The 5,622-nt window shown below is 60.0% G+C and carries 5 protein-coding genes; 1 reads left to right on the plus strand and 4 read right to left on the minus strand.

What is annotated here, in order from left to right:
* The 3 genes from AB4043_RS13730 to AB4043_RS13740 all read right to left on the minus strand — a co-directional run.
* Positions 1–1,369 (minus strand): hypothetical protein (locus AB4043_RS13730; RefSeq protein ID WP_442307286.1); only part of this gene is annotated, 1,369 nt, incomplete at its 3' end.
* A 256-nt stretch (positions 1,370–1,625) separates the two neighbouring features.
* Complete coding sequence (locus tag AB4043_RS13735; RefSeq protein ID WP_442300785.1) at positions 1,626–3,290, minus strand: acido-empty-quinoprotein group A; 1,665 nt, start codon at positions 3,288–3,290, stop codon at positions 1,626–1,628.
* On the minus strand, positions 3,287–4,171 hold the full coding sequence (locus tag AB4043_RS13740; protein WP_442300786.1) for a c-type cytochrome: 885 nt from the start codon (positions 4,169–4,171) through the stop codon (positions 3,287–3,289). Before AB4043_RS13740 ends, AB4043_RS13735 begins: the two co-directional genes overlap by 4 nt.
* Before the next feature lie 217 nt (positions 4,172–4,388).
* On the opposite strand from AB4043_RS13740, the gene AB4043_RS13745 reads away from it, so the two are divergent.
* Positions 4,389–5,204 carry a hypothetical protein gene (locus AB4043_RS13745; protein WP_442307287.1) on the plus strand — a complete coding sequence of 272 codons (816 nt, stop codon included), beginning with the start codon at positions 4,389–4,391 and terminating at the stop codon, positions 5,202–5,204.
* On the opposite strand, the gene AB4043_RS13750 is transcribed toward AB4043_RS13745, so the two are convergent.
* Positions 5,138–5,622 (minus strand): hypothetical protein (locus AB4043_RS13750; protein ID WP_442307288.1); only part of this gene is annotated, 485 nt, incomplete at its 5' end. The two genes, AB4043_RS13745 and AB4043_RS13750, sit on opposite strands and share 67 nt — an antisense overlap.

Below are 5,622 nucleotides of genomic sequence, written 5' to 3' on the forward strand. Positions count from 1 at the left end.
CGCGTGTCGCGGTGGGGGTGCTGTCATTGCGCCATTCGAAGGGACCAAACCGATTTGCAAATTCGTCCAACTGGCCCTCAAGGAAGCGAACGACTGCCGGGTTCGACATGTCCAGCGTGTTGCTCAAAAGCCAGTCCGGATGCTCCTGTGCCACTTTGGAGCGCTTGTCCACCGTATAGATGAAGGCATAAACAAGTTGCCCCATGTCATGCTTCCGCAAATATTCGCCCATCGTTCGGAAGTCGGGGCCACCCCAGTCGCCCGCGCGGTCCCACCAGCCCCAATCACGGTGATAGACATCTGCACCGACCTCGCTCATCAGGTCCGATAAGCGAAAAACTTTGCGGAATGCGGATGCGGCGTCACCATTGCCGCCAACCCAGGTATTCCCCGGATCCTTCCAAGGCGTCCCATTCGACCACCAGCCCGCCATGCGGATGGCAGGGAACCAGCCAGCCCGCGTGTAGTCCCACAGATACTGATACTGCCAGTCCAGAACTTCGTTGCCGGCGTTGTCCAGATCGTTACGGAAGATACCGGTAAATGCTTTCGGCGTCGTCACCGAAGCACCCGGCGCCAGCGACTGATGGTAGCCCGCGACTTTCAACTGCATCGATATCGATTGATCTGCATTGGGCCTGAAGCTGGAAGCCCATCGGCCGAAGTAGTCGAAGCCAACCACGATTCCTTCTTGCTGCGCGCGATCGAATAACGCGAACCAGGGGGCATAGGTAGCGCTGCCCATTTTGAATCCGAATCTGGAATTCGTCGCGCCAGGGAAGGGATCGTACGAGTCGAAGTTTCGGTCGCGGCCCGCACTCGGCGATTCAGTTTTCAGCATCCACGATCCCGGCCGGTTCTCACCACCCGTCATCCAATCCAGGTCGATGGTGCCCAGGTCGCCGAGCTGCGTGCCAATGTCTAAAAAGTGGGGATCGGAAATGTCAACAGCGGCCGGCCCTGTATTTTTGTAAGTTGCCCATTCACGAATGATGGAGCTTCCGGGGTAGACCACGTAAGACTTCGTTACCTCAAGCGTCCCATGCGTCAGCATCAAATCCAGTTCCCAGGATCCGTCAGCGTTTGGCTGCTTGTGCGCGGAATGCAGCGACCATTCGCCGTCCGTGCTGGCCACCTCCTGGCCGTTCCACGTCACACGGAACTCAGCGGGTCTTAAGCCCCTCTGTAGTTCACGGCTGTTGCTCCCATCCATCCAGCTCTCGGAATACAGCTTACCCTCGGCGAAGGCGATCGTTCTGCGCACCTTCGCTGTGCAAAGGCACCAGGATTGCCGGCTATGGGGCGCTGATGGTGTCTGCCCCAGCATGGATGTCGCGAGCAGGAACAGTGCTAAGAAGATAGGCTTCATGGCGATCGTAGCTCCAGTTCGTTCGACCTACAGCTGGAATCAATGGCGAATTCCGGATCGCGATACGAGACCACGTGGTTTGACGCTATCGCAGGTAGACAAACATTCGCCAGCAACCAAGCCAACAACGAACCGTCGCAACACCTTCATGCTGCCTCCTAAGGGCGATCGGCGTTCTCAATTTGGCGAGCCAGCTAGAACCATTTTGCAATTCTTACAACTTCTGAAAGAAGCGTGATTTTTGATGCAGGACGATCTACTTTCCGCCCAGCGTAAAGCTGTAGAGAGTATCGCCCGCTCCGACGATGACGTTCTGAGTCCCGTCGAGTTCCCAGGTAGATGGGCCGTTGCTCACGGCAGTTCCCAGCTTCGAAGACCAGAGGATCTTTCCGTTCGCTGGATCGAAGGCGGCGAGGCGGTCTGAGTCTCCGGTAAAGAGCAGGTCGCCCGAAGTGGTGAGGATGCCCCCGGTCATGCCGCCTCCCTCTCCTTCGCCGGACTTCGCGACGTGTTTCCAGCGGACATCGCCGGTCTTCGTATCCAGAGCGATCAGAGAGGACTTGGAGTCGATGCGGCCGCTCGCTCCACCGGCGTACCCCTGGGGGTCCTTCGAAGTGTCATACAGCCAGGCGATACTGTAGCCTTCGCTGGCGTTCACGTAAAAGAGTCCGGTCTGCGGGCTGTAGCTTGGCGCGGGCCAGTTGGTGGCCCCGTTTGCAGGTACGTCGACCATCGAGCCGTCGACCTTGGGGTCCTTATCCGGGTTGGGAATGGGCTGGCCACGCTTATCAAGTCCCATGGACCAGTTGGCCGTGAGGGTGAACGGCTTTGAAACGAGGTTCTTACCGGTCTCGCGGTCGAGCACGAAGAAGTAGCCGCAGCGGGCGGCCTGAGCCAGCAGCTTGCGCGGCTTGCCGTCGATGGTCATGTCGAACAGGATCGGAGTCTCGACGTTGTCCCAGTCGTGGGTATCGTGCGGGGAGCCCTGGAAGTACCATTTCATCTTGCCGCTATCGGGATCGAGCGCAACGATGGAGTCGGTGTAAAGGTTAGCGCCCTTGCGGCTCTGCCCGGCATAGACCGGGTTGGTGTTGCCGGTGCCCCAGTAGATCAGGTTCAGTTCGGGGTCATAGGTGCCGGGCATCCAGGTCATGCCGCCGCCGTGATCCATGGCAGCCTGCGTCGGCCAGGTCTCGGAACCGGGATCTCCCATCTTCCTCGGTTCGGACCACCACCGCCATTGCAGCTCGCCGGTCTCCGGGTCGCGCGACTCGAGATAACCGCGCACATCCATGGCATCACCGCCGACGCCGATGATGATGTGGTTCTTCACCATAACAGCCGCCATCGTGGTGAAGTACTGCAGCTTCTCGTCAGCGACTTTCTTGCGCCAACGTTCTTTTCCTGTTCCCGAATCGAGCGAGATGAACCAGCCGTCGGGAGTGAGGAAATAGATCCACTTGCCGTACATGCCCACGCCGCGTTGCCCGAGGACGTGACCGCCGTGATCTTCAAAGTCGTAATGCCAGCGCTCCTTGCCAGTGCGGGCATCGACTGCGAACACGTGGTCGGGGACGGTGAAGTAGAGGACGCCACCTACCATCAAAGGCGTGGACTTAATAGTGGGGTTCCCGCTGCCGCGAATGGTGACACCATCGATCTTGTACTTCCATTTCACCTTGAGGTCGGTGATGTTCTTTTGATTGACCTGATCGAGCGAAATGTAGCGGCGCCCCGAGTAGTCGCCGTTGTAGGTGGGCCATACGTCGGCGGGTTTGGAGAAGAGTGTGAGCGCCTTGGGATCAAGAGCGGGGGCTGCGGTCTCCTGCGCGAACGCGGAGATACTGAGAGACGCGGCGGTGAGTGCCCCGAAGAGTGCCGTGCATAAGAAGCGGGATGTGAGCAGGGTCTTCGGCTTCATTTGATTGTCAGTAGATAACGGGTCAGGTCGTGGAGGTCGTTGTCGGAGTACCTGGGCAGCAGAGCACGGTGACCGGCGAGCTTGTCCGGGATCTCAACGTGCACGGAGTCGGTGCTCCACGTGGAGGTTTTGCCATCGTCGGTCTTAAGCGTGGTCTCGAAGTCGTCGTAGTGCTCGAGGGTGCCGGTGAGTTTGTGTCCCTCAAGGGTGGTGACGCTTGCGGTGACTGGGCCGTGATCGGCGGGCCACGCGATGCGCATGATAAGAGCCGAAGGCTGCGAGTATTTCGTTCCGATGCCGGCGAGATCACCAGTGACGGAATGGCAGGAGGCACAGTTGGCAACGAAGAAGGCTTTACCCTTGTCGACGTTGCCGGAGGTCATGGTCTCGGCGCCTTTATAGAGACCCCGGTTGGCAGCTAACTCAACGAGCTGGTGCAGGTACTCGGCGATATCGTGCTGCTGCTGGTCGGTGAGTTGACTGAAGGGAGGCATGCCTGCCTGAGGGCGACCACCGCGAATGACCTTGGCGATCTCAGAGTCGTCATCGTCATGCAGCACCAGCACGGAGCGGACGAGGTTGGGGCCGATGCCCCCGCGTGCACCTTCGCCATGGCAGGCGTTGCAGTTCTGGTTGTAGAGCGGCTCGCCGCGCTTGGCAGCTTCAGCGTCAGGCAGACGCCCGAGGCCGAGTGCAGTGTGCGAGTCCATACGGCGACGGGGGCGACGGGCAGGGGGTGGAGCTTGTTGGCTCAGCTGCTGGGGATGGTACTCCGGCTCCTGAGCGGCGACGAGGACGGGCTGGAAATGGAACGCGTCAGGCAGCGCGGACAAACAGAGCAGGCCAGTTACTGACAGCAGAATCGCTCGTGTTCTCGTCATGCCCGCTTCAAGAGCCCCTTTTCTATGCGGAACTTTTCCCTTCGCTAGTCGCGAAGGCCTCGTTCGCGAAAAGTATAGCTTGCGGAGCGAAGAATTGGCTCGCCAGGTGACGTCTGGTCATTTTGTGCGGGCGGCGGGGATGTCCAACAACATCATTATTTTGGCGTCCCCAACGGGATTCGAACCCGTGAAGGTGCGTTCAAGGGAGCCGGGCCGGATGGAGCCCAAAGGCCTGAACCGGCTCGAACACGGTATCCTTGGTCCTATGAGCGACACCGAAGTCCCCCTTCTCTCCACCTTCGCCCTTGAGGACATCCTCATGAAGCGAAAGGGCCTGAAGCGACGGCTCTCTGCCCGCCCTCACCTCCGCCCGGTCCGCATTGCCATCCTGGGCGGCGGCACGACGAATGAAGTCGCCGATCTGCTCGAGCTCCATCTCCTCGAATCCGGGTTCCTTCCTGCCCTGCATCAGGCGGAGTACGGCCGCTTCTACGTGGACGCCGTGCACTCCCCGGAGGCCCTCATTGCCTTCGCCCCGGACATCGTCTACCTCCACACCTCCGTCCGCGACATCCAGGCTTTCCCGCCCATCAACGCCACCGAGGCCGACCTCACCCAGTACCTCGAAGCAGAGCTCCACCGCTACCGGCAGATCTGGACCTCCCTCGGCGAAAAGCTCAACTGCACCATCATCCAGAACAACTTCGAGCCGCCCATTGAAACCATCCTCGGCAATCTCGATGCATCGCTCCCCGGTGGCCACACCCGCTTCGTCAATGAGCTCAATCGCGCCTTCGCAGCGTCTGCCACAAACAAGCTCCTCATCAACGACGTAGCCACCATCRCCGCCCGCGTCGGCCTCGATCGCTGGTTCGACGCCGAGCGTTGGTTCTCCTACAAGCTCCACACCACCCCCGAGGGATCTCACGCCCTCGCCCTGTCACTCGCCGCCCTCGTCCGCGGTATCTATGGCAAAACCCGCAAGGTCCTCGTCCTTGACCTCGACAACACTCCAAGAACAACGAGGAGATAGCGAAGCAGGGTTTTGAGCATCCCGACTCTGTCCTGAAACTCGAGCACATCTCCTGCTTCAAGGCCAACTGGGACCCGAAGCATCAGAACATCGAGGCCATCGCCCGAGAGCTCAACCTCGGCGCCGACTCCTTCGTCTTCGTCGACGATAACCCCGCCGAGCGCGCCATCGTCGAAGGCCAGGTCGCAGGCATCGCCGTCCCCAACATCGGCAGCGAAGTCTCGCACTACGCCCGCGTCATCGAAGCAGGCCGCTATTTCGAGCAAACCTCTTTCTCCAAGGAAGACATCGAGCGCGCCGCCCTCTACCAGGAGAACTCTCAGCGAGCCGCCTTCGAGTCCAAGTTCGCCGACTACGGCGAGTATCTCGACTCTCTCGAGATGACCGCCGAGATTGCCCGCTTCAAGCCGCTCTACCT

The organism is Terriglobus sp. YAF25 (assembly GCF_052113305.1).
Classification (GTDB): Bacteria; Acidobacteriota; Terriglobia; order Terriglobales; family Acidobacteriaceae; genus Terriglobus.

Excerpts from the sequence above, each read along its gene's own strand:
- AB4043_RS13735 (WP_442300785.1), bottom strand. The coding sequence starts at position 3,290 with ATGAAGCCGAAGACCCTGCTCACATCCCGCTTCTTATGCACGGCACTC.
- AB4043_RS13740 (WP_442300786.1), bottom strand. The coding sequence starts at position 4,171 with ATGACGAGAACACGAGCGATTCTGCTGTCAGTAACTGGCCTGCTCTGT.